The sequence below is a fragment of the Bacteroides faecalis genome, from assembly GCF_003865075.1.
Lineage (GTDB): Bacteria > Bacteroidota > Bacteroidia > Bacteroidales > Bacteroidaceae > Bacteroides > Bacteroides faecalis.
The window spans coordinates 1-24,525 of the sequence record NZ_BHWB01000007.1 but is presented as its reverse complement, the minus strand read 5'-3'; the positions used below and the strand labels follow the sequence as shown (position 1 = coordinate 24,525).

Genomic DNA, 24,525 nt, shown 5'->3' with positions numbered 1-24,525 from the left:
TCGATATATGAAAACAGAATGACAATTTACTTATTAAAATGTAATGTGTGGCCCATTCTTTCTTTTTTCGTTCTCAAATACCGTTCATTATACTGATTAGGAACTGTTTCAACAGGAACATTTTCGACAATCTCCAATCCATAGGCTTCCAAACCTACACGTTTTACAGGATTATTTGTCAAAAGCTTCATTTTGTGTACTCCTAACTCTCTAAGAATCTGTGCACCTACCCCATAATCACGTTCGTCAGCCAAATGTCCCAAACAGATATTTGCATCCACTGTATCCATTCCATCTTCTTGAAGTTTATAGGCTCTCATTTTCTCCATCAAACCGATGCCACGACCCTCCTGATTGAGGTAAACAACAACTCCTTTTCCTGCCTGGTCAATCATCTCCATGGCTTTGTGCAACTGTTCACCACAATCGCAACGTCTGGAACCGAAGATATCACCTGTTACACAAGAAGAATGTACACGTACCAGAATAGGTTCGTCTTCCTTCCAAGTGCCCTTAAATAAAGCTACATGTTCCAAACCATTTGATTTCTGACGGAAAGGGATCAGACGGAACATGCCATGTTCGGTCGGCATATTTACCTCTACTCCTTTTTCTACAATGGATTCTTGTTTAAGACGATAAGCAATCAAATCGTTAATAGAAATCAACTTTAATCCATGTTCATCTGCCAGCTTACGAAGTTCCGGCAAACGTGCCATCGTACCATCATCGCTCATAATCTCCATCAAAGCGCCAGCAGGATAAAGTCCGGCAAGACGTGCCATATCAATCGTCGCTTCTGTATGTCCTGCACGACGCAGCACCCCTTTTTCCTGTGCATAAAGCGGATTGATATGTCCCGGGCGACCGAATGTAGACGGTGTAGAAGCAGGATCTGCCAATGCCTGAATCGTTGCAGCACGATCACTAGCAGAAACTCCGGTTGTACAGCCTTCTAACTTGTCAATCGTAATAGTGAAAGGAGTACCCAATACAGAGGTATTGTCACTCACCTGATGTGGTAAGTCCAATTCTTTGCAACGAGATACTGTGATAGGCGCGCAAAGTACTCCACGCGCATACTTTAACATAAAGTTTACTTTCTCAGGAGTTATCTTTTCAGCAGCTATAATTAAATCACCTTCGTTCTCACGATCCTCATCATCCACTACTATGACGAACTTACCTTCCTTGAAATCGGCAATCGCATCTTCTATTTTATCCATTTTAATCTCTTCCATAACATTTATTTATTAATATTCTGTATGATGAATTGAATTTGTTCATTGTTCTTAATGATCCGCTCCATATCTTTAGATAACCGGACACGGAATGCCCAGATACGGAAATAAAAGAATAAACCAATAGGAAATATGACTCCAACAAGCAGATTCATCCAATATTTATGGAACGGACGTATATGAGCAGAAACGGAAATAATGGGATAATTGTTTAATGTATTCACTAAAGTAACCGACTTCGTGTTGGACATTTCTTCTACTAACGATTCTAGTTGTTCGTTGATAGCCACCACTTCATCGTCTTTCTCACCCACCATCCATAGTTTGAAATAATTCGGTGCTTTAGTCAAGCGATTCTTAGCCATGTAGGTTTTGCACTCAGCAGTAAGACGGTCCAATTCTCCAGGTAAATGTTCATAATCAGGATCGTTAATTACTACTTCCTTCTTAAACAAATGACGTAAACTCCGGATACCGACGATCTTCTTGAACCAATTAATATAAGCATCTGCATTAAGCACCACTGAGTCTTTATTCGATTTGTAGGTAAGGAAAAAACCTAAAGGAGCCAAAATGGCACTACTGGTCCACATTCCCATCCATACAATCCATTTACCGTCGCGTGCCATCTTATAACCTGTATTATCTATAATGTAATAGATAATAAATACCATTACAGACACAATCACAGGCATACCAAGTCCCCCCTTACGAATGATACCACCTAAAGGAGCCCCAATGAAGAAGAACAATAAACAGGACAATGATATGGTAAATTTCTTATGCCACTCCGTCCGATGTCTACGGATACGGGTGTCATTGTCTGCCATCTGGAAAGTCTTGAAAGAGATATCATTCGATATATTCTCTGCTTTACCTGCTGCTGCTGTAATCACCTTTTGTTTCTGCGCCAACGATGATACCTCATAAAGACTGTCTACATTATATGTACGAATATCCGCTTCTTCTATCTTTATTGTATCTTCCTTACTCAACGTGTAAGATGGACGAAAATTACCCTGTGACACTTCCGTATAATATTGCCGTCCGATACTATCACCTACTAACTTCATTGAGTCAATAGAAGCTTCCAACTGTTTCATATCTTTGGCTGAGGACTGCTTACCCATAATATCACTATCCACCATATTGAAGTCGGAATTAAACTCAATGATCGAATGTTTTTCACGAAATGATTCACGACGGTAAGGCACATTCTGCGCTTTCACATTCTGTGCTCTCAAATTTTCGAACAAGTCACCACTATATAAATGTAACCAAAGATGTTGCTTATCAGCTGTCATCTCCATACGGCCGGAGTCTGCGTAGATAATATGCGCGTTTTCAAAACCATCGCGCAGATTATAGATCAACACATCATATAGCATCCCGGTTTTTCGATCCTTCTTGGCAATCTTCAGGTTGTAATCCGGTATTTCGGAATAGAACACTCCTTCCGGGATATCTACTTCCGGAGATTTTTGTTTCATCGAAAGTATCAGAGTCCCCAGTTTAGCCTGAGCGATAGGTCCGACAACATTCTGAAAATAAAAGGAGACGCCCACCAACCCACAGACAAAAATTGCAAGCGGACGCATGATTTTGAGCAAAGAAATACCTGCTGCTTTCATTGCAAGTAGCTCATAACGTTCACCAAAGTTACCGAAAGTAATCAAAGAAGCCAACAACACAGCTAATGGCAATGACAATGGCACCAACGTTAAAGCGGAATAAAAGAAGAACTGAGCCATGACACTCATTTCCAATCCCTTTCCAACTAATTCGTCTACATATCTCCATAAAAACTGCATCATGAAAATGAAGAGACAGATGAAGAATGTACCGATAAAAAGCAGAAAAAAGCTCTTAACGATAAATATATCTAATTTCTTTATGCGTAGCATCTTAAACAAGTTCTTCGTGCATTTAAGATGCAAAATTAGTATAAAAAAAGTAGCCTAGAAAATTTTTAATTGAAAGTTAACTAAAATCCACATGTTCTTCGCAATTTAGTCACTTGCGACTCCCACAATTCTTTCATGTCATTTACTTCATCCGGTTCAGCGAAATCAATAATTTCTAATACATAGTCACTTGTCAGTTCATTATAAGTCATCTTTATTTCGAAATAATCACGTTCGTTATCGTCGTCCAGCCAACGGAAACGGATAAAGGAAAAAGCACGAATTGCTACAATCTCGGCATCTCTTTGTTCCGTTTTCCCCCAATGAAACTCTACAATTTTGTCGTCGGATACCACTCTATCAGCAAACCAGTCCTCCAACCCGGTCGGTGTACTAATAGCTGTCCAAATAATATTTTTAGATGTTGCATTTAGCAAATACTCCAAATGAATTTTCTCTTTTTTCATAGCAATTTCAAATTGTTTTGAGTGCGCCAAGATAAATACTTTTTTCTAAATACATAGTATAAATCAAGCACTTTATTTAAAACTTCTTTCATCTTTACCCCTCAAACTCCTTAATTAAAAGAGAAAGTAAGGTTTTGTCATATAGAAAAAACACAAAAAAGTACTCAATTGTTTTGGAGATTATAAAAAAACAGCTATCTTTGCACCCGCAATCGAGAAACGATGGCGGGATAGCTCAGCTGGTTAGAGCGCATGATTCATAATCATGAGGTCCCCGGTTCAATCCCGGGTCCCGCTACTTAATAAAAGAATAAGGCATTTGAGAGGCTTCCACTCTTGGGTGCCTTTTTCTTATAAAAATACCCCCGAAAGTCCTTATATTTAACTTTCGGGGGTACATATCACTTTCAGAAGGTGATTCTTTATTCTTTTATTCCCATTCTATAGTCGCATTAGGTTTCGGCGACATATCATAGCAAACACGATTTACATTCTTCACTTCTTTCAAAATGCGATCTGTGATTTTCATCAAAATCGACCAATCTATCGGTTCAATAGTAGCTGTCATCGCATCTACGGTATTGACAGCACGAATAATAACCGGCCAATCAAAAGAACGGGCGTTATCACGCACACCAACAGATTTGAAATCAGGTACTACGGTAAAGTATTGCCATACCTTTTTATCTAAGCCGGCAATCTGGAATTCCTCACGCAAAATAGCATCAGACTCACGTACTGCTTCTAAACGATCACGCGTGATAGCCCCTAAACAACGAACACCTAAACCAGGACCCGGGAAAGGTTGACGGTAAACCATCTCATAAGGCAAGCCTAATTCCAAACCACAAGCACGAACTTCATCCTTAAACAATTGACGTAATGGCTCTACTAACTGGAATTTAAGATCTTCGGGCAGACCACCTACGTTATGATGAGACTTCACCATTTTAGCAGTCTTTGTTCCGCTTTCCACAATATCCGGATAAATAGTACCCTGACCTAAGAAGTCGATACCATCCAGCTTGCGTGCTTCTTCTTCAAATACACGAATAAATTCTCCACCGATAATTTTACGTTTTTGTTCAGGATCTTCCACCCCTGCCAATTTATTCAAGAAACGATCTGCAACATCCACATAGACAAGATTTGCTTTCAATTGATTACTGAAAACTTCGACTACATTTTCAGATTCACCTTTACGCATCAATCCATGATTTACATGCACGCATACCAAGTTATCACCAATCGCTTTTAGAAGCAAAGCAGCTACTACAGAACTATCAACTCCACCCGACAGAGCTAACAATACTTTCTTATCACCAACCTGACGCTTGACCAACTCGATCTGGTCGTTCACAAAGTTCGTCATATTCCAGTTAGCCTCAGCTTTGCAAGTATCGAAGACGAAAGATTTTACAGCCGCCTTAATAGCTTCGATATCATCTGTAAATTCCACAAGTTTCACTGCACAAATCGCTTTATCATGACCGGCAGCCATGACAGGAATGCCCATTGTATAAATAGACGGATTTACGTCAATAGCAACACCATCAATCACATTGTTCGGTCCACCATTGATAATGATACCCTTTACGTTGGGTAATGCTTTCAGTTCTTCCACTGTGATATCGTGAGGATAAATCTCACTGTAAACTCCTAATGCACGGATAGCGCGAGCTAATACCGTATTCTCATGACTACCCAAGTCAAGGATAACAATCATGTCCTGTTTCATCTGATTCTGGTTCTTTTAAATTATTTTATTGCCAATAGTTTGACTTTATTTCCAAATTATCCGCAAATATAAAGATTTTCAAAGTTGTAGCAATGTATTGATTCTGCAAAGTTTCATTTCAAATTTAATTGAATGAAAAATTTCTTTATAGGTTTTCTAGAACTATTCATGTAATAGTAGCACATTTATTGCTGATAAACAGATATTTAAACAGAAGTCAAGCAAAATAAAAGCTGGTAAACAAAAACTTAGTAATATCTCTTAATCATGAACTCCGCAATCCAATCTTATACCCTGCTTCTTTACAAATTAAGATATCCGATAGATCTTCCTTTTAAAGCAGGATGAAAGAATTTCTGTGTGAAATGGATGTTTTATATAAATTATTGACACCGTTACACAACAAAAAATTAGCAAATTTGGAAAACTACTCATTTTGTTATAACTTTACGCTCCACAGAAAACAAAATTTTCTGTGGTATATAATTCAAATCATAATAGATAAAATTTATATATTATCCCTTTAAATCTATTACTATCATGAAATCTAGTTTAATCATAATTTTAGGAGCAATATTTGCCACTACAACATATGCTCAAAATCCAACAGTCAATAGCGATAACTGGGTTGCTACCGATGCACTCGGAAGAAAGGTCAAAGAATATAAAGAAACCGGGGATAAAAAGAAAAATAAATACGTAGCTATGTTCTACTGGACTTGGCATCAAGGCATAGATGACACGACATATCCTATTAAAAATATAACTGAAATCGTTCGTCAATATCCGGAAGCAATGGCTTCATATGATCATCCAGCATGGGGAAAGAATAAACCAGGCTTTTTTTATTGGGAACAACCACTGTTTGGTTATTATAGAACGACTGATACTTGGGTGCTACGTAAACATGCAGAACTATTGGCTGACGCAGGAGTAGATGTAGTCTTCTTTGATTGTACAAACGGGAGTTTTACTTGGGAAGAGTCTTATGAAGCTTTGATGAAAACCTGGGAACAAGCTCGCATAGATGGAGTAAATGTTCCGAAGATTGCTTTTATGTTGCCTTTTGGACCCGCTCCCCATTCTTTAGTCTCTCTCCGTCAACTTTATCGAGATATTTATAAGCCTAACAGATATAGTGACTTATGGTTTATATGGAAAGGGAAACCTTGCATTATGGCTTACCCGGATAATTTAACAACCGACAAAACTGATCAAGAAATCGCTAACTTTTTCACCTTCCGCCCGGGGCAACCGGATTATGTCAATGGACCAACTAGAAAAGATCAATGGGGATGGTTGGAAATGTATCCGCAGCATGGTTATGTGGCAATAGGCAACAACAACTTCGAACAAGTAACAGTCGGAGTAGCTCAAAATGCAAATCCTATAAGTAAAGGTCATTGCAGTGCCTTCAATTTACCAAATGCTTATGGTAGGAGTTTTACGGTAAGTAAAGGGGTTGATCCTCGCGTAGATGGCTATTTATATGGTTGGAATTTCCAAGAACAATGGGACAGAGCTCATGAATTAGATCCTGAACTAATATTCGTAACTGGTTGGAATGAATATATTGCAGGTATGTGGCTGCCAGAACATGGTTGGACAGGTAAACCATTTTCTTTCGTCGATCAATATAATTGGAATTGCAGTCGTGATATAGAACCTAATAAAGGTTGGGGAGACAAAGGAGATGTCTACTACTTGCAACTTGTTGATAATATCCGAAAATTTAAAGGAATGGATAAACCAGAGAAGCCTTCAGTTCCTAAAACGATCAAACTCGGGAAACTGGAAAGTTGGGAGGACGTGAAGCCCTATTACACATCTTACAAAGGAAACACTGTGCATAGAGACTGTGCCGGCAGATATAATACCTATTATAAGGATACAAGTGGACGTAACGATATAATCGGTGCAAAAGTAACTCATGATGATAAATATATCTATTTTTATGTAGAAACTGCTGAAGCACTGACCTCCTGCAAAGATCCGAATTGGATGATGTTGTTTATTGATGCGGATAGAAATAAAAGTACGGGATGGAATGGATACGACTATATAATCAACCACCAGACTCCTACCGGAAAGAACGTGATTATTGAAAAATGTGATAAGAATAAATGGATATGGAGCCCTATCGGTAAAGGGACATTTTCTGCTAAAGATAATATACTCGAAATAGCAATAGAAAAGAAACTACTAGGTTTAGATTCCTCTGTCAATATAGAATTCAAATGGTGTGATAATATGCAGGACGAAGGGAATATCATGGACTTTTATGTCAGTGGAGATGTCGCTCCCGGAGGACGTTTTAATTATGTTTATACATCTGACTGGCAAAAGTAATGGCACTACACAAACCCTTATGTATAGTGCCATCTTATAACTTATTTATCAAAATGTATTAGTCTCAGACCTTTTCATTCACTTTGATAAGATAACTATTTCACTTCTTCAATATCAATACTTAAAAGACCTACAGCTGCGTCTGGCTTTGGTTGTATCTGCAAACGAAATGCATCAGTGATTATCGGTTTCCCGGGATGTACCATATTATACTGATTCTTTTGTACCTCATATTCATCAGTAACATACAATGGGAAATCATTCCATTTACCATCACTCTTATACTCCAGCTTCCACGACTTTGGGATTTGTACGCCACCATTATCATCATACCAATATACCGACAGGCTTTGTAAATTGAGAGGAGTTTTCAGTTCTAATTCGACCCATTGTTTTTTCCCTTTTTCCGGCCAACTTGTCCATCGTTCAATAGAAGTATCCGATGAACTATCCGGATATTTATTAGCTACCATGGCATACATATTATCCAATTCGAACGTATGAGATGTGTTCACTTTAGAAATATATTCAGATATAACAGGAACAGATGCTCGAGCCAAATCCTCAGTTTGAGGGAACCATACAATCATTGCATCATCTCCACGATTATCCCAAGCATAATAAGGAACTAAAGTAAGCTGTTGAATATTAGAATCAGAGACAGAAGTGGCCGGTATTGTGATAAGATCAATATTCTTGAGTACCCCTTCAGTTTCTTTACGCACAGTTTCTTTCTCTGAAACATTAACCACATAACTACTCACTAACGCAGCATTATCGATAGCCTCGGCACAATAGACCAAAGGTCCCCTAGTGATGCATACGCGATCACGATCTGCTTCCACCTCATGAATAGCCATATTATAACGAACAGGCATAGGTAATTTAAGCTCTATCCGGTCCCCTTTTTTCCAGTCACGATTGATAGTAACAAATCCTTTTTCTATTTGAGCAGAAACCTTTTTGTCATTAAGTATCAACTCCCAATCAGCATTTTCATTATTAAGATAGCTATATAACTTACCGGGAACAAATTGGCTAGTCACCCATGTAGGTATACGAAAATGTATTGCAAAAGTTTGTCCATCACGTTCCGGAGATATCTCAAAACGCACTGATTCATCAAACGGATAGTTTGTTTCTTGCTTAATATTGACCTTACCCGTACTCAAAGGAACTGTAGTAGATGTGCCGGCATATAGCGTACAATAAATATCATCATTATTATGCGCATACATCATACCTGCTATCTGAGGAATAAGCCGGGCAATATTAGAAGGACAACATGCACAATCAAACCACGGTGAACGGCCTTTCCTACCTTGATTGAAACCTTTAGTCCCATTTGCTTCTAACGGATTGACATAAAAGAACTTATTACCTTCAAGATTCACCCCTGCCAAAACATTATTATATAATGCAACTTCTGCGACATCAATGTATTTAGCATCTTTTTCGGCCATGAACATACGATAGTTAAACATCACATTCCCTACCGCCGCACAAGTCTCATTATACGCTTCCTTATTCGGTAGCACATATTCCGGTCCGAAACCCTCAATTCCATGAATGGCTCCCAAACCACCAGTAATATGCATTCGAGTATCCACAATATTAGCCCAAATGCTATCTAAAGCAGGTTTTAAAGTTTCATCGCCCGTTTGAGCAAGTACATCAGCCATACCGGCGTAAAGATAGGTAGCTCTGACTGAATGTCCTACAGCTTTTGTTTGTTCACGTACCGGCAAGTGTTGTTGAGCATAATCCGGTAACATTACTCCTTCTCCTTCAGGTCTATAGGTCACTCCACGTATATCTATAAACTTCTTAGCCATTTGGAGATAAAGCGAATCATTTGTAGCTTGAAATAGCTTAACCAATGCTAATTCTATTTCTTCATGCCCCGGTGCCTGATTAATAGGTTTGCCATTATTATAGTTCGGATCTCCTTCAAAAAACACATGATTAATATGACGGGCACTTTTCTTTGCAATATTCAACCACTTATCTTTGCCGGTTGCCTGATAATAAGCTACTGCTCCTTCATACATATGTCCCATATTGTACAATTCATGACTATGAACAACCCATGAATAAGGTTTTTCTCCCATTTCATCCTTATGCTGGGCTGCCACACCTGTTGTATGGGATTCATACAAATATCCATCCTCCTGTTGCGCGTCACCAATCAGATCAATGATACTATCCATCGTATGTTCCAACATTGAGTCTTTTTCCAGAATAAGCAGATAAGCAGCTCCTTCCATCACCTTATACAAATCAGAAGCAATAAAACGATGAGGAAAAGGTAATTCATCTTTGATTCCTTTCAAGAAATTACCGGTTTTCCTCAAGTTATCCATAGCCGGCTTGGTTTTCTCCAACGCAAACGGAACAAGCACCTCTTTCTGAGTCTTCAAACGAGGTAACCAAAAGTCATCTTCCAAATGCACTTGATGAAAAGGAACAGATTGCAATATCTCCGTACTTTCTTTTTTTACCATAGAAGCACAAGATGCAAACAGTAACAAGACTCCCAAATACATCCATTTAAGTAGTTTTCTCTTCATATATAATTTAATTTATTATAGTAAAGGAATTACTGATTAAGAATACTATCACAATCCCATACAAAGTATGTAGCAAAAATACGCCTTTTTCCGGATAGATTCTGTTTCCTTATACTATAAAATATAGATAAAGTGCAATTTGAAAAAAATTGCAGAGAAAAAGATATGAAAATCACATAAAGAAATTTCTATATATACCAATGCGCATAAAGATTAATATTTCCACTATTGATCAACACGCTCTAAGATTATATTTTTAGAACAAATAAAAGGTCCGAGCTTAGGAAAGTTCGGACCTTTACAAAAAATGAAGGGCACCCAAAAACTTGGATACCCCCTTCATTTATAAATAGCAAAGGACTAACGCATACAAACAATGTTATTTATTCACCTTTTGCTTTTTTCATATCGAAATAAAAAACAGTAGGAGTAAATTCAACAAGTATTGGTTCCTCACCCCCACCTAATACAACTTCATCTGCTCTAAACTTGAACTTCATATTTGTACTACTGAGTTCATAGCTATTAACATATTCTTCTACTGCAGATATTTTAACCTCCACTTTAATTGGAGTAACTTCTTCACCTTCTTTAGGAGCAGGTTCAGGAATCACAAATTCCAAATTCAAAGATTTAGGATCTAGAGTAAAACAAACGCTGTCTTTTGCAGCATTCAACTGAGCTTTGTAACCAACTTTATATTTAACATCCCCTATTGCTTCAATAATCTGATTTGTTTTCTCTTCATCTTTAATAATAGAGAATACGATATCTTTAATAGGGAATTTATCGAAATATACAGTATCATTGTCCACTTTAGCAGAAATATCTGTCCCTACCGGAGTTTCATCCTGATCCCCATTTTCAGTTTCAAGAGGGTTGATCGAAAAAGTAATCATTTTACCATCAAAATTACCATACATTACCTGTGGAGTAATTGGTGGAACAAATGGGATTTCGTCATCGTCACCACAAGATGTAAATCCTAAAGAACAGCTAAGTACCACTGCTGATACAAATAGATTTTTAAATACAAATAATTCTTTCATAATGTCAGGTTTTAAAATTTAATATTCCAAATAGTTAGTCGCTTTACACTTTATAAATGCTACATGATAAATAATGCTGCATAGCAATACGTTAAAGAAAGCAAAACAAATTAGATTATATTATTAGAACGCTGATTTAGAAAGATTTAAGAACTTACATAAAATTAGTAATAAAAAGTGTATAAAAAGATTTGTCTCTCTATCAAGCCTTCAATCGCATCACAAAGCGACTACCTTTACCCAACTCACTTTCTACTGTCAATGTACCACCATGAGCTTCCACAAAGTCTCTGGATATAGACAATCCTAAACCACTACCTTGCACTTTGGTACCCGGAACACGAAAATAACGGTCGAAAATACTCTTATGATAACGCGGATCAATACCTTTTCCGAAATCTTGGACATAAAGTTCAATTATATCTACCTCTTGTTTAGCACCGATAATCACACGACCATTTTCTTTGGAATAACGGATAGCATTGCTCAATAAATTAGTCAATACCCATGCAATCTTTTCACTATCAACAAAAAGTTTTTCTATTTTCTCTTCCGGATATTCTACTTCTATCTGAATATTAAACTTGTCCGCTTGTACCTGATTTGCCTTAATCGCATATTCTATCAACTCGATCGGTTTGGTAATCTTCGGTATCATTTGCAGTTTTCCAGCTTCTACCTGAGTCATATTCAACAATTCTCCTGTAATATTCAACAGGCGCTCACTATTTTCTTTTATACTTTTAGAAAGTTGTTCCTGTTCATCGTTCAATACCCCTACACGCTTATCTTCTAATAACTGAAGACTCATCATAATAGCCGCTATCGGAGTTTTCAACTCATGAGAAATCGTAGAGATAAATGTAGTCTTAGCAGAATCCAGCTCTTTAAACTCTGTGATATTCTTCAATAAGATGACATCTCCCAATTTACAAGGTTCATCTTGCTCCGCTTCTGTATTTATAATGGGAATATAAGAAGCTTTAAAATAACTTTCCTTATCATCGGCATATATTTTCAACGGTTCCTTTTGATCACCCGGGATCACCAACTCCCGAATCAACCGACGGAGCAGATCATTCTTCAAAGAAAGTTCTTCTGCTGATTGACGAATCACATACTCTCTTTTCAAATTCAACACACTCAATGCTTCATCATTGATAAAGAGAATCTGCCGATCGATATTCAAGCCTATAATCGGATCATCAATACTATTTACAATTGCCTCGATGAACTTTTTAGCGGAAAGAATATCAGCCAGTGTACTTGCACGATATTCAGTCAGCCGTTCAGCCATCCGGTTAAAACTCTCAGCTACTTCCCGAAACTCTTGATTGTTGTTCATTTCCAGCCGTTCTTCATAATTATGATTGGCTATTTCAAGAATTCCTTGCTTCAAGTCCTTGATCGGCTTACTAATAGAACGGGGTAACCAATAGAGCAGACACAATCCTGTCAGAATACAAATACCTCCTGTAATAGAGATCCACAGCAAAGCACGCTCTAGTCCGGGCATGGCAGCAGGGCTATCCGGTTCGGTAGCTGTCAATATCTGGAGATTCACAACTGAAAGTGTTACCAGCAAAATAATCATTCCCGCCAGCATCCCGATGCCGAGAATCAACTTCGTCTTTATATTCATAAGGTTCAAACTATTAATATTATGCAAGTATAATCAAATCTACATTAGTTCGCGACAAATTATTTAAATATTTTCTATATCCCATTATCGAAAAAATAGCACTAGGCAATCTTAAATTAGGTGTTCCCATACAAACTGTCGAAATCTGTTTTTCCTGACAGACTTTGACAATACTATCCAGAATATCTTTTGACTGTACTTGAACAACCTCACCGCCAAGTTCGGCCACCAACTTAAAATGATTCAACAAATAACGTTGATTGGCCAATCCGATCCGATCCATGCTCTCATTGGGCGTTTGTACATATAGAGCAATGAAAGTGGTATTATAACGAGTAGCCAACTTGGCCGCTTTTCTGATAATCCGACGTGGTGTTTTCTCATGGCTACTGATGCATGCCATAAACTTTTCATGCCTAATACCGACAGCAACACCCATTGCTACTTCGTTCTCTACTTTTTTCTCAACACGCAAAGCTACTTCCTTCAAAGCCAGCTCACGCAATTGCAGTATATTCTCAGTACGGAAGAAATTATCCAAAGCAGTCTGAATTTTGTCAGGACGATATATCTTACCAGCTTTTAAACGGGAAATCAACTCTTCTGCCGTCAAGTCAATATTTACCACCTCATCCGCCTCTTGAAGCACACTGTCCGGAACTCTCTCTTTTACCTCGATACCCGTAATCTCCTGTACCTCTTCATTCACACTTTCAATATGCTGAATATTGATCGCTGAAATCACATTAATTCCTTCATTCAGCAATGTCATCACATCCTGCCAACGTTTTTCATTCAAACTACCTTCCACATTAGTATGTGCCAGTTCATCTACCACCACAATCTCCGGATGAATACGGATGATCGTATCCAGATCCATCTCTTCCAACTCTTTCCCTTTATAGAAAATCTTACGTCTCGGAATGACTGGTAATCCTTCCATAAGAGCTTCCGTTCCTGCACGACCATGCGTCTCGATGTAACCAATTTGTATATCGACTCCATTCTCCAATAGTTCGTGCGCCTCCTGAAGCATACGGTATGATTTACCTACACCGGCTATCATGCCAATGTAAATCTTAAATTTTCCGCGATGAGATTTTTTTATCAAATCCAGAAAATGTTGTACACTTTGTTCTCTTTCATCCATATCTTTATTCAATCTCGTTATAAAGTATATTAACCCGTAACAATCATCACGATCATCACGGGCTCCATTCAACTTAAATTCATGAGTTCACTTTTATGGCCTTAAAGTTATGCCAAACACCAAAAAAGCATCTTCAATACATGGATTCCATATAGCTTGCGCAAATATCGGCAAAGAAAACTTATCATTAAATTTAATTTCCGTTATTCCTTTCAATGCTACATTAGTCACCGCAAAACCATTGTTATTATACATATTCGCTGCCTTGTATGGTACAGCACCACACGTGACATTTAAATCTACATTCTTCACACTGAAAGGATAATTCAATTCCAGATAAGAAGAATAATTCTGTTTCAACTCACCTATATCATTCAGTTTTTTATCTTTTCCTGCAAACATCGTGTACCATGCGATAGAAAGCGGAAATCTTTCTACAGGTAATGTATATGATAATCCTGCTTCAAAATGATGACCGGTTTCATGACTTTCAAAGTTAAAGTATTTATATGCTCCTTCGCCTTCCCACCACAAATCAGCAACAGTCAAGGTAGGTCCTGTTTCACCCAATTTATAAGCGAGTGTTAAGTCCAATTCCTTATTTCCTCCACTAAAATTGGTAGATCCCCAAGCTGAAACAGAGAAATTCCCAACACCCAAACCTAAAGTAGGTTGAAAAGCAGCACCACCTCCCTGATACATTCCACGCCAAACATACGAACTGACAATGTCTCCTTGTACGGTAAATTCCTGTGCCTTCACCTTCGTAGTTCCCATCAAGCATATAACCATAACAGCCAATGAGGCTAAAGTTATCTTTTTAATCACAAAAGTCTTCATAATTCTAATTTTATTTCATGTTATTCTTAAAAAGGAAGCGCCTTATCCACCCTGTTTTTTAAAATCGTACAGCACTCTTACTAATACGATTCGGATAAGAACGCTACCTTAAATGTTTACTTATTTATCACCTTTTTCTTCAAGTGCAATATTCAATTTCAGTACATTCACTTTTTCTGTTCCAAACAGTCCCATAAATGGTTTTTCAATACTTCCATCAACTACTTCTTTCACTTGTTCTTCGCTCAATCCACGAGCCTGTGCCACTCTTCGTACCTGTACATAAGCACATTGCGGGGTTATATTCGGATCGAGTCCTGAAGCACTAGCTGTTACCATTTCAGCCGGCACTTCCCTACGGCTCAGGTATGGATGATGTACTAAGAACGTATCAATACGAGCTGATACCTCATCCAGATATTCTTGATTAGTAGGTCCTTTGTTACTACCCGATGAACTAGTTGCATCATATCCGTCACCTGCACATGAAGGACGCCCCCAGAAATAAATATCCTGTGTAAATACCTGACCAACATTTGCTGCTCCTACAATCTTACCATCCAATGTGGCTACTTCTGCATTTCCCCTATTGGGACTTGCCACTTGTGCAAACAACCACAGGACAAGGATATAGAACACTGAGAAAAAGACACAAAAAGCAAGTGTTATTTTGAATGATTTCAATAAAGTTTTCATTGCTATTGTTTTTTTAATTAAAAGAATAAACTCACTAATAAGTCAATTAATTTGATTCCGACGAAAGGAACAATCACACCACCTACACCGTAAATCAATAAGTTACGACGAAGCAAAGCACTTGCACCAATCGGTTTATACTGCACACCACGTAAAGCCAATGGAATCAAGATTGGAATGATAATCGCGTTAAAGATTACGGCTGACAAGATAGCACTTTCAGGACTATGCAAATGCATGATATTCAGTGCTGCCAATTCTGGAATTGCAATCATAAACAATGCCGGAACTATGGCAAAATACTTGGCTACATCATTGGCGATAGAGAAAGTAGTCAGCGTGCCACGTGTCATCAACAGTTGTTTTCCAATTTCTACAATTTCAATCAGTTTGGTCGGATCATTATCCAGATCGACCATATTACCAGCTTCTTTCGCTGCCTGAGTACCACTATTCATTGCCACACCCACATTTGCCTGAGCCAGTGCCGGAGCATCATTTGTACCATCTCCCATCATAGCTACCAACTTACCGGCTTGCTGTTCTTTCTTGATATATTCCATCTTATCTTCCGGCTTGGCTTCTGCAATAAAATCGTCTACACCTGCTTTCTCTGCAATGTATTTAGCAGTCAGTGGATTATCACCGGTCACCATCACCGTCTTCACCCCCATCTTACGTAGACGTTCAAAACGTTCCTGAATACCCGGTTTGATAATATCTTGCAACTCGATAACACCTGTTACTTTCTGATTGACGCATACGACCAGCGGAGTACCACCATTGCTCGAAATTGCAGCAATAATATCTTCTACTTCTTTCGGGAATTTATTTCCTGACCCCTCCACTATCTTACGGATAGCATCGAAAGCACCTTTACGTATTTGAGTACCATCTGCCAGATTCACTCCAGAACATTTAGTTTCAGCCGTAAACTTGATCATGTGAGCCCCTGTAGTGTTCAAATTACGCATCCTGATACCGGACTCCCGTCCTAATTCTACAATAGATTTACCTTCCAGAGTCTCATCAGACAAAGAAGAGAGTAGGCAAGTCTCTACAAAATCATGTAGTTGGATACCCGGTGCACAATGAAAGTGAGTGGCTTTACGGTTACCAATTGTTATAGTTCCTGTTTTATCCAACAGCAGTGTATCGATATCACCAGCCGTTTCTACAGCTTTACCAGATTTAGTAATAACATTAGCACGAAGTGCACGATCCATTCCGGCAATACCAATAGCAGACAGTAGCCCACCGATAGTCGTCGGAATTAGACAAACGAACAACGAGATTAAAGAAGCAATAGTGATAACAGTATTACTATAATCAGCAAACGGTTTCAACGTTACACACACAATGACAAAACAAGTGTGAAACCGGCCAACAGAATAGTCAATGCTATCTCATTCGGTGTTTTTTGACGGGATGCACCTTCTACCAAAGCAATCATCTTATCCAAAAAACTCTCTCCCGGTTGAGTCGTCACCATTACTTTTATATGATCGGATAATACTTTTGTACCACCTGTTACCGAACTTTTATCTCCTCCTGCTTCACGAATCACAGGAGCAGATTCACCTGTAATCGCACTTTCGTCGATAGAAGCTAATCCTTCGATAATTTCACCATCAGACGGAATTATATCTCCGGCTTCACAAACAAACACATCGCCTTTTTTCAGCTGTGAAGAACTTACAGCAACAATCTTATTACCTTCCAACTTCTTGGCAGGTGTCTCTTCGCGCGTCTTACGCAAACTGTCTGCTTGTGCTTTACCACGTGCTTCTGCAATTGCTTCGGCGAAGTTGGCAAATAACAATGTAATAAACAGAATAAAAAATACGGCTATATTGTAACCAAATGAACCTTGTGAAGGATTGACAATAGAGTAAAGTGTAACAAATAACATGACTGCCGTTGCCACTTCCACCGTAAACATAATCGGGCTCTTTATCATCATTCGTGGATTCAGTTTCACGAATGACTGTTTCAAACTTTCTATAACTTGCTCCTTTGGAAACAAAGAAGCTGATTTATTATATTTCATATCTTCTCTAATTCAGTATTACAAACTAAAATGTTCAGCAATCGTACTTAAAGCATGTACCGGGAAGAATGACAGAGCAGCAATAATGAAAATAACAGCAAATGTCATCACTCCAAAGGTCAGTGTATCAGTTTTCAATGTTCCGGCACTTTCCGGAATAAACTTCTTTTGAGCCAGCAAGCCTGCAATAGCGACTTGTCCTATGATAGGTAGGAAACGGCTGAGAATAAGTACAATACCACACGTCCAATTCCAAAAATAAGTATTGTCACCCAATCCTTCAAAACCGGAACCGTTGTTGGCAGCACAGGAAGTATATTCATAAAGCTGTTCACTTAATCCATGGAATCCCGGATTATTCAACCAACCGCCTTCACTCGCTACAAAATCCGGATGATGTACATATAAATAGCTTGAAATGGCAGTAAATACCAATATTACAAACGGATGAAGTAAAGCAACAATGGTAGCAATCTTCATTTCACGAGCTTCAACCTTCTTTCCCAGAAATTCCGGTGTACGTCCCACCATCAAACCACTAATAAATACAGCGATAATAATAAAGGTATAATAGTTCATCCATCCCACACCGACACCACCAAACCAAGTGTTAATCTGCATATTCAGCATTTCCATCATACCAGATAGCGGCATTGTTGAGTCGTGCATACCATTTACGGAACCGTTGGAAGTAACTGTAGTGGTAATACTCCAAAGTGCCGTTGCAGCAGCACCCAAACGTACTTCTTTACCTTCCATTGCACCATTATCCTGAGCAATTCCCATTTCATCAATACGAGGATTACCGCCCATTTCCTGACTAACATTGATACAGACACCTGCCAGATAAGCAAAGAGCATCACTCCAAAGATAACATATCCCAATTTCCTCCTACGTGTATAGAATCCCAGTGCAAGTACCATAGCCATCGGGATAATCAGAATAGACCAGCATTCTGCAATATTTGTCAGGTAAGTTGGATTCTCCAACGGATGTGATGAGTTTACACCAAAGTAGCCACCCCCATTCGTACCCAATTGTTTAATAGGAACAATAGCAGCAGTAGGACCTTGAGATACCATTTGTTCCTGACCCTCAAGTGTTGTCACGTTCATCTTTCCATCAAATCCCATTGGAGTTCCCTGAAGAATCAGGATGAATCCTACAATCAAAGAAAGTGGTAACAAGATACGCGTACAACTTAATACCAGAAACTGCCAGAAGTTACCGATTGTTTTTGTTGTTTTAGCAGCAATACTTTTCATAATACCTGCCATTGCGGCCATACCGGTTGCAGCTGTAATAAATTGGAAGAGCATGATGACAAACAACTGAGTAAAATAAGTCAAGCCACTCTCACCGCTATAATGTTGTAGATTACAATTGACCATAAAACTAATGCAGGTATTGAAAGCCTGATCAGGAGTCTGTGGTCCGTTACCATCCGGATTTAAAGGTAACCATCCTTGTGAAACCAATAACACCATCCCCCATACAAACCAAAAAGCATTCAGTATCAATAATGATTTCAAGAACTGTTTCCAGTCCATTTCTTCGTTTGGATCGATTCCACATACTTTATAAATTATTCTCTCAATAGGAGCCATAAAGTCCGACCAGGTCTTTTCTCCTCTATAAACTTTTGCAATGTATTTTCCCAATGGATAAGCCAATACCACCATCAGGACAATTTGCAAAATCACGCCTAAAATTTCTGTGTTCATACTTTTACCTTAACTGTGTAATTTAAAACTTTTCGGGTCTGATGAGTACATACATCAAATAACCGAAGATTGCAATACCTAATACAAATAGTGCTGTGTACATAAATTAATTCTCCTTTACTTTAAATCTTTTCAAACCAATCAACACATTTCCAAAATAGCCAAAAACAAGCGATACCGCTTAACAGGCAAAAAATGAATGATAGTGTAATTTCCATCTTCTTTCTTTTTTATGATTAACTATTAAAATTATCTGCCATGTATTATGCCAAATACGTGCCAGAAAAGTAAAATGAAACATAATTAATTATCAATCAAGCATGTACGACAAGATTAGTCATTTATTATACCTAGTAGCACCCTTTCATTTTGAAAAAGAGTATTCTATTTTGGAAAAAAGTATTTGCACGGAAAGAATAAAAACTGAAATTCCCAAAATGAAAGACATTTTCCATTTTGATAAGCTTATTACAAATTTACATTTCAAGATAACATACTGATTATAAGCGCATAGCAAAGTTTTATCATTAGTTGGTATGTACTTTGCTTATTAATAGGTATGAAACTCTATATTATAGCAAACAGATTACCCGTAAAAGTAGCCAACCCTGACGGGACATTCGTCTTTTCACGTAGTGAAGGTGGATTAGCTACAGGATTAGATTCTCTCCAGACTTCTTATGAAAAGCATTGGATAGGTTGGCCGGGAATATGTACGAACAAAGAAAAGGACAAAGTAGAGATAAATACAAAGTTGGAAGAAATGAATTTCCATCCGGTCTTTTTATCCGATGCAAACATTAAAAACTATTATGAGGGATATAGCAATAGTACAATCTGGCCTTTATGCCATTACTTTTTTGCTTATACCTTATATAAATACTGCTTTTGGCAATCTTATCAGGAAGTAAATCAGCTTTTTTGTGATGAAATATGTCGCCTGGTACGTCCGGGGGATAAAGTATGGATACAAGATTATCAATTGATGTTACTTCCCGGTATGTTGAGAAAGAAATATCCAGATCTCTGTATCGGATATTTTCATCACATCCCTTTCCCTTCTTATGAACTTTTCCGCATTTTGCCAGAACGGGCTGAAATACTGAAAGGATTATTAGGTGCTGATTTCATTGCATTCCATACTCACGATTATATGCGTCACTTTATCAGTGCTGTAGAACGTGTACTACATATCGACTTCAAACTCGATGAAGTTCAGATTGATAACCGGACAGTAAGAGTTGATGCATTACCCATGGGTATAAATTATGAACTTTATCATAAAGCATCCTATAAACCCGAAATAAAACAAGCCATCGACCGGACTCGGAAGTTGTTCGGCAATCATAAATTGATTTTATCAGTAGACAGGCTAGATTATAGTAAAGGTATTCTCCATCGGTTACATGGTTTTGCTACTTTCCTTGAACATCATCCCGAATATCACAATAAAGTAACACTTGCCATGGTCATAGTTCCCTCACGTGATCATGTAGGTAGCTATGCTGAACTGAAAACCAAGATTGATGAAGAGATTGGCTCCATTAACGGACGCTATTCTACTATAGATTGGACTCCGGTTTGCTATTTTTATCACGGATTTTCACTTGAGGAGCTCACTGCCATGTATTATGTAGCTGACATCGCTTTGGTCACTCCGCTTCGCGATGGTATGAATTTAGTTGCTAAAGAATATGTAGCTACTAAATACGAAAATACAGGCGTACTTATCCTTAGTGAAATGGCAGGGGCTATCGTAGAACTGACTGATGCCATTCAAATAAATCCGAATGATACGGAACAAATAGAAAATGCGATCTGTCAGGCTCTTGAAATGCCGGAAAAAGAACAAAAAGAACGGTTAAAACGTATGCAAGCTATTTTATCCGTACAAACAGTAAACAAATGGGCTACAGATTTCGTAAACGAGATGAATACAATTTGTGCGAAAAATGAGTGGCTAAGAAAAAAGCATATCACAGCCAGTACCATTGCACAAATCAAATTAAAATATAACCAAGCCAAACAACGTCTTCTTCTTTTGGATTATGACGGAACTTTAGCCGCTCTAAAACTACATCCAGAGGATGCTCAACCAACACCAGAGTTAATCAACCTTTTACAGCAACTAACCAGTGATCCGGCAAATCATGTTGTTATCAATAGCGGTCGGGACCACATTACACTCGAAAAATGGCTAGGTTGTCTTCCCCTATCCATGGCTGCTGAACATGGAGCATTTTATAAAGAAAATGGAGCATGGCATAAGAATACGGAAAAGTTTGAATGGGGAACAGGAATTTTATCCATATTACAGATGTTTGTAGACAGGACACCACGTTCTCATTTAGAAATAAAAGAAACAGCAATAGCTTGGCACTATCGTGAAAGCGATGCATGGCTGGGAAGCCTCCGAGCACAACAATTGGTCAGTGCATTGGTTTCTATCTGCACCAGACAGAAACTACAAATCCTACAAGGAAACAAAGTAGTTGAAATCAAATCACCTGATTATAACAAAGGCTCTGAAGTAAGACGTCTATTAGTCAATAAACACTATGACTTTATTCTGGTAATGGGAGATGATACTACAGACGATGATATGTTTCAAGCTGTTCCCCCAAATGCCTTCACTATAAAGATAGGGGCTGTATCGGAAACAGCTAATTATAATCTGTCTGCTCAATCGGATGTACTTCATTTCTTGCGTGCTATTCTTGGCAAACAGAAGATGACTCTAGCGGATGAAAGTAGCAAGAACCTCCTCATATCCTCTTTCAGCTTTCTCAAAGATCTATTATTACCCAACAAAAAATAATCACTATGAATCGTTTAAATTATGGAGTGATAGGCAACTGTCGTACAGCTGCCCTTATTTCCCTGAAAGGGGACATTGAATGGATGTGTTTTCCAGATTTTGACTCACCTTCAACATTTGCACGGTTACTCGATCATGAGAAAGGTGGGTATTTCGGTTTTGAAGTATCCGAAAATTATCATATTACTCAAAGTTATATACCGCATACCAATATCCTTTCCACACAATTCAGTTCAGAGGAAGGAGAGTTCACCGTATTAGACTATATGCCCTGTTATCGTTCAAAAGATAATGCCGGACATTATATTCCCGCAGAACTATATCGTTATATTCATTGGCTCAAAGGTAAGCCACATTTCAAAGTGAATTATCATCCGGCTCCAAACTATGCACAAGGGAAAGTAATTCACAATATCACACCTCAATATATAGAAACCTACTGTTCTTCTAACAATAAGGACAGACAATATCTGTACTCCTCGCTTTCACTGTCAGACATTTCGGAAGAAAAAGAAATCATTCTCGAAAAAGATGAATTTATGCTACTATCTTACAATGAGAAAGTAATTCCTATTGATATAGAACGGGAAAAGATAGAATATTGCCGTACACTAGTTTACTGGCTAAATTGGACTAACCGAAGTAAAAAGTATACTCTTTATAATGATGTAATAGAACGTAGCTTACTTGTTCTTAAGCTGATGTCCTATCACAATGGTGCAGTATTGGCAGCATTAACTACTAGTCTTCCCGAAGCTATAGGGGAAGTTCGTAATTGGGATTATCGTTTTTGTTGGCTTCGGGACGCTTCCATGTCCATCGAAACAATGTTTCAATTTGGACATTCAGGTGCCGCCAAACGTTTCATGAAGTTCATACAGTCTACATTTGTTGCCAAGCATGAATACCAAATTATGTATGGTATTCGCGGAGAGCGCAAATTAACTGAAACTATTCTCGAACATTTATCAGGCTATAAAAATTCAAAACCTATAAGGATAGGAAATGATGCCTATCATCAGAAACAAAATGACTCATTCGGTTATCTGATGGATCTTATTTATCAATATTACTGCCTAATGCCAGGCACCCTGGATGAAATAGAAGATATGTGGGAAATGGTGAAAACAATTCTAAGTACAGTGATAAACGACTGGAAAAAACCAGATAAAGGTATTTGGGAAATCAGAGGAGAAGGACAGCATTTCGTCTCTTCTAAAGTTATGTGTTGGGTCGCCTTAGATCGTGGAGCAAAAATTGCTCAAATGATGAATAAATATAGTTATAGTGAATGCTGGAAAAACGAAGCTGATAAGATAAAAGAAAACGTTATAAAATATGGTTGGAAAGAAGAGATCCAGAGTTTTTCACAAACTTACGATAATCTGGCCATGGATTCTTCTCTTTTACTGATGGAACCCTACGGATTTATTGCAGCAAATGATATACGTTATCATAAAACTGTAGAGTCCGTTAAAAATGCTTTATTTCATAAAGGACTAATGTATCGTTATAACAGTAAAGATGATTTTGGGATGCCAACTTCTGCTTTCACCATCTGTACATTCTGGCTTATACGTGCATTATTTATGACCGACCAGAAAGAAGAAGCCAGATGCTTGTTTGATGAAGTTCTAACCTATTCCAATCATCTTAGTTTATTTAGTGAGGATATTGATTTCGATACAAAAGAACAATTGGGAAACTTTCCACAGGCTTATTCACATTTAGCACTGGTGAACACAGCAATTTTGTTTGCAGGAGAAGAAAAGAAATTATCTTTTATTCGTCCTTAAAAATACATTGTATTTCTTATTTCTAGGGATAATTGTAATTTGACATCACTTCATATTCTCAACAATTCTGATATTTCCTTTTTTGAAAGTGAGCTTACACTTATCCCTTCAATAGTTGTTCTTTTATATTTATAAATGCCTAAATACTTGAAATTAATTTCAGTAGAAACCTTCGGACTTATAAGTAATCTCATCATACTTTTATCATATAATGGTGCACTTTCTTCCTGCTCCTTCGATAATACCTCTAATTCATTTGGAGAAATAGGAGCGTGTTCACTTCCACATCCATAAATATTAAGCGGGATGAATCCAAATAGGTAGGTCACTTCTGCTGTCTCTTTATAAGCACCTAGGCGATTATAAGATATAGTATCCAACATATTTGCATTTACTTTTGTCTCTCTATATTTCTTTAAAGGTGAATGAGATGTACAGCTATAGATTAGTATTCCTAACAATATAACTATGAAATATCTTAATTTTTCCA

16 protein-coding genes, 1 tRNA gene and 1 pseudogene are annotated in these 24,525 nt (G+C 37.9%); 4 read left to right on the top strand and 14 right to left on the bottom strand.

Annotated elements, in window-relative coordinates:
• Positions 1-26: 26 nt before the first annotated feature.
• From EJF25_RS12870 to EJF25_RS12860, 3 genes are all read right to left on the bottom strand, one after another.
• A complete protein-coding gene (locus tag EJF25_RS12870) occupies positions 27-1,241 on the bottom strand; it encodes a bifunctional 3,4-dihydroxy-2-butanone-4-phosphate synthase/GTP cyclohydrolase II (protein WP_125041489.1) in 1,215 nt (404 codons plus the stop codon).
• A 5-nt stretch (positions 1,242-1,246) separates the two neighbouring features.
• Positions 1,247-3,145 (bottom strand): LptF/LptG family permease, encoded by a 1,899-nt coding sequence (locus EJF25_RS12865; RefSeq protein ID WP_125041488.1) that lies wholly within the window; start codon positions 3,143-3,145, stop codon positions 1,247-1,249.
• 80 nt (positions 3,146-3,225) lie between these two features.
• Positions 3,226-3,612 (bottom strand): START-like domain-containing protein, encoded by a 387-nt coding sequence (locus tag EJF25_RS12860; RefSeq protein ID WP_125041487.1) that lies wholly within the window; start codon positions 3,610-3,612, stop codon positions 3,226-3,228.
• Between the two features lie 224 nt (positions 3,613-3,836).
• Between EJF25_RS12860 and EJF25_RS12855 the strand changes: the two genes are divergently transcribed.
• Positions 3,837-3,910 (top strand) — tRNA-Met (locus EJF25_RS12855).
• Positions 3,911-4,042: 132 nt separating this feature from the next.
• Here the strand turns inward: EJF25_RS12855 and guaA are convergent.
• Positions 4,043-5,350: a glutamine-hydrolyzing GMP synthase gene (guaA, locus tag EJF25_RS12850; RefSeq protein WP_125041486.1), complete on the bottom strand. Its 1,308-nt coding sequence runs from the start codon at positions 5,348-5,350 to the stop codon at positions 4,043-4,045.
• 540 nt (positions 5,351-5,890) lie between these two features.
• Between guaA and EJF25_RS12845 the strand changes: the two genes are divergently transcribed.
• Positions 5,891-7,699, top strand: coding sequence for a hypothetical protein (locus tag EJF25_RS12845; protein WP_125041485.1), 1,809 nt, complete (start codon positions 5,891-5,893; stop codon positions 7,697-7,699).
• Positions 7,700-7,794: 95 nt separating this feature from the next.
• Here the strand turns inward: EJF25_RS12845 and EJF25_RS12840 are convergent, their stop codons facing one another.
• From EJF25_RS12840 to kdpF, 9 genes and pseudogenes are all read right to left on the bottom strand, one after another.
• Entirely contained in the window at positions 7,795-10,269 is a 2,475-nt protein-coding gene (locus tag EJF25_RS12840) for a glycoside hydrolase family 127 protein (RefSeq protein WP_125041484.1), read from the bottom strand.
• Positions 10,270-10,652: 383 nt separating this feature from the next.
• Positions 10,653-11,318 carry a DUF4840 domain-containing protein gene (locus EJF25_RS12835; protein WP_125041483.1) on the bottom strand — a complete coding sequence of 222 codons (666 nt, stop codon included), beginning with the start codon at positions 11,316-11,318 and terminating at the stop codon, positions 10,653-10,655.
• Between the two features lie 202 nt (positions 11,319-11,520).
• On the bottom strand, positions 11,521-12,960 hold the full coding sequence (locus tag EJF25_RS12830) for a sensor histidine kinase (protein WP_125041482.1): 1,440 nt from the start codon (positions 12,958-12,960) through the stop codon (positions 11,521-11,523).
• Between the two features lie 19 nt (positions 12,961-12,979).
• Positions 12,980-14,110, bottom strand: coding sequence for a sensor protein KdpD (locus EJF25_RS12825; protein WP_125041481.1), 1,131 nt, complete (start codon positions 14,108-14,110; stop codon positions 12,980-12,982).
• A gap of 93 nt (positions 14,111-14,203) precedes the next feature.
• Positions 14,204-14,950 (bottom strand): hypothetical protein, encoded by a 747-nt coding sequence (locus tag EJF25_RS12820; RefSeq protein ID WP_125041480.1) that lies wholly within the window; start codon positions 14,948-14,950, stop codon positions 14,204-14,206.
• Between the two features lie 120 nt (positions 14,951-15,070).
• The gene (locus EJF25_RS12815; protein ID WP_125041479.1) at positions 15,071-15,646 is read right to left on the bottom strand and encodes a K(+)-transporting ATPase subunit C; all 576 of its coding nucleotides are present in this window, start codon (positions 15,644-15,646) and stop codon (positions 15,071-15,073) included.
• 17 nt (positions 15,647-15,663) lie between these two features.
• Positions 15,664-17,696 (bottom strand): annotated as a pseudogene (gene kdpB, locus EJF25_RS12810) (potassium-transporting ATPase subunit KdpB).
• Positions 17,697-17,714: 18 nt separating this feature from the next.
• Positions 17,715-19,421, bottom strand: coding sequence for a potassium-transporting ATPase subunit KdpA (gene kdpA / locus EJF25_RS12805; protein ID WP_125041478.1), 1,707 nt, complete (start codon positions 19,419-19,421; stop codon positions 17,715-17,717).
• Between the two features lie 22 nt (positions 19,422-19,443).
• A complete protein-coding gene (kdpF, locus tag EJF25_RS26605) occupies positions 19,444-19,524 on the bottom strand; it encodes a K(+)-transporting ATPase subunit F (RefSeq protein ID WP_050581211.1) in 81 nt (26 codons plus the stop codon).
• A gap of 456 nt (positions 19,525-19,980) precedes the next feature.
• Between kdpF and EJF25_RS12795 the strand changes: the two genes are divergently transcribed.
• Positions 19,981-22,239 (top strand): bifunctional alpha,alpha-trehalose-phosphate synthase (UDP-forming)/trehalose-phosphatase, encoded by a 2,259-nt coding sequence (locus EJF25_RS12795; RefSeq protein ID WP_125041477.1) that lies wholly within the window; start codon positions 19,981-19,983, stop codon positions 22,237-22,239.
• A gap of 5 nt (positions 22,240-22,244) precedes the next feature.
• A complete protein-coding gene (locus EJF25_RS12790; RefSeq protein WP_125041476.1) occupies positions 22,245-24,035 on the top strand; it encodes a glycoside hydrolase family 15 protein in 1,791 nt (596 codons plus the stop codon).
• Positions 24,036-24,085: 50 nt separating this feature from the next.
• On the opposite strand, the gene EJF25_RS12785 is transcribed toward EJF25_RS12790, so the two are convergent.
• Positions 24,086-24,525: hypothetical protein (locus EJF25_RS12785; protein ID WP_235016808.1), on the bottom strand; the 440-nt coding region annotated here is incomplete at its 5' end.

What these genes read in the sequence shown, in the direction of transcription:
- EJF25_RS12870 (WP_125041489.1), bottom strand. Translation starts at nt 1,241, where the DNA reads ATGGAAGAGATTAAAATGGATAAAATAGAAGATGCGATTGCCGATTTC.
- EJF25_RS12865 (WP_125041488.1), bottom strand. Translation starts at nt 3,145, where the DNA reads ATGCTACGCATAAAGAAATTAGATATATTTATCGTTAAGAGCTTTTTT.
- EJF25_RS12860 (WP_125041487.1), bottom strand. Translation starts at nt 3,612, where the DNA reads ATGAAAAAAGAGAAAATTCATTTGGAGTATTTGCTAAATGCAACATCT.
- guaA (WP_125041486.1), bottom strand. Translation starts at nt 5,350, where the DNA reads ATGAAACAGGACATGATTGTTATCCTTGACTTGGGTAGTCATGAGAAT.
- EJF25_RS12845 (WP_125041485.1), top strand. Translation starts at nt 5,891, where the DNA reads ATGAAATCTAGTTTAATCATAATTTTAGGAGCAATATTTGCCACTACA.
- EJF25_RS12840 (WP_125041484.1), bottom strand. Translation starts at nt 10,269, where the DNA reads ATGAAGAGAAAACTACTTAAATGGATGTATTTGGGAGTCTTGTTACTG.
- EJF25_RS12835 (WP_125041483.1), bottom strand. Translation starts at nt 11,318, where the DNA reads ATGAAAGAATTATTTGTATTTAAAAATCTATTTGTATCAGCAGTGGTA.
- EJF25_RS12830 (WP_125041482.1), bottom strand. Translation starts at nt 12,960, where the DNA reads ATGAATATAAAGACGAAGTTGATTCTCGGCATCGGGATGCTGGCGGGA.
- EJF25_RS12825 (WP_125041481.1), bottom strand. Translation starts at nt 14,110, where the DNA reads ATGGATGAAAGAGAACAAAGTGTACAACATTTTCTGGATTTGATAAAA.
- EJF25_RS12820 (WP_125041480.1), bottom strand. Translation starts at nt 14,950, where the DNA reads ATGAAGACTTTTGTGATTAAAAAGATAACTTTAGCCTCATTGGCTGTT.
- EJF25_RS12815 (WP_125041479.1), bottom strand. Translation starts at nt 15,646, where the DNA reads ATGAAAACTTTATTGAAATCATTCAAAATAACACTTGCTTTTTGTGTC.
- kdpA (WP_125041478.1), bottom strand. Translation starts at nt 19,421, where the DNA reads ATGAACACAGAAATTTTAGGCGTGATTTTGCAAATTGTCCTGATGGTG.
- kdpF (WP_050581211.1), bottom strand. Translation starts at nt 19,524, where the DNA reads ATGTACACAGCACTATTTGTATTAGGTATTGCAATCTTCGGTTATTTG.
- EJF25_RS12795 (WP_125041477.1), top strand. Translation starts at nt 19,981, where the DNA reads ATGAAACTCTATATTATAGCAAACAGATTACCCGTAAAAGTAGCCAAC.
- EJF25_RS12790 (WP_125041476.1), top strand. Translation starts at nt 22,245, where the DNA reads ATGAATCGTTTAAATTATGGAGTGATAGGCAACTGTCGTACAGCTGCC.